Source organism: Campylobacter sp. MIT 21-1684, assembly GCF_026241315.1.
GTDB lineage: Bacteria > Campylobacterota > Campylobacteria > Campylobacterales > Campylobacteraceae > Campylobacter_D.
This window is the reverse complement of sequence record NZ_JAPHNA010000059.1, coordinates 1-824: the sequence shown is the minus strand read 5'-3', so window position 1 is coordinate 824 and position 824 is coordinate 1. Positions and strand designations below refer to the sequence as shown.

Here is an 824-nt window from a genome sequence, read left to right as displayed (position 1 = left end):
TGACAATGTTTTTATTAATGCTAACAAATTTTCCATATAAAACCAAATTTATCTTTATTTTTTAAATGCTTGTTTCTTTTGTTACAATTAAACAAAAGGATTATTATGCAAAGAGTTTTAAAGATTTTAATTATTTTATGTTTTCCTCTTACCTTACAAGCAGACTTTGTTGTTAAATCCTATCAAGAGCTAAAAAATCAAAGAGTAGTGAGGCAAAATTATGAAGAAAGCTGTGGAGCTGCTTCTCTTGCTACAATGATTAATCTTATTGATAAGCAAAGCTTCAATGAATTTGATATTTTAAAAACAATGAGTGAAAAAGAGCTTTACACAGATATGGTAAGCTTTGCGGATTTAGAAGAAGCAGTGAAAAAACTAGGATTTCAAGGTAATTCTTACCTCATTAATAAAGAAATTCTTAATAAACTTCCCAATATTCCTCTGCTTGTCAAGATTGAAGATGATCCAAGATTTCCTCATTTTGTAGTGATTATTAACCATAAGGGAAATTATATCCAAATCTTTGATCCAAGCTATGGAGAATATATTAGCTCTAAAAGAGTATTTTATAATATATGGGATAAAAACAACAAAGGTGGCTATGCCTTAGCAATAGTGCCTAAAAAAGACTTAGAAAACTTTAAACTTGATTTACCCAAGAAAGAAAATTTTGAAAGAAGAGTGTTTGGGAGATATTGAAAAAGTTTTTGGTGTTTCTTTATAAATTACAAACTTATTTAAGATAATTATCAAGGTGTTTTTCACTTTCAAAGTTTTTTAAACAAGCTTGCTATTTTTTGAATTTTCAAATTGCACTTGTGATT

Annotated in this window: 1 protein-coding gene; it reads left to right on the top strand. The window is 27.5% G+C overall.

Annotated elements, in window-relative coordinates; all coding sequences use genetic code 11:
• The first annotated feature begins 105 nt into the window (after positions 1-105).
• Entirely contained in the window at positions 106-699 is a 594-nt protein-coding gene (locus OQH62_RS08540) for a C39 family peptidase (protein WP_266016132.1), read from the top strand.
• Positions 700-824: the final 125 nt, after the last annotated feature.

What these genes read in the sequence shown, in the direction of transcription:
- OQH62_RS08540 (WP_266016132.1), top strand. Translation starts at nt 106, where the DNA reads ATGCAAAGAGTTTTAAAGATTTTAATTATTTTATGTTTTCCTCTTACC.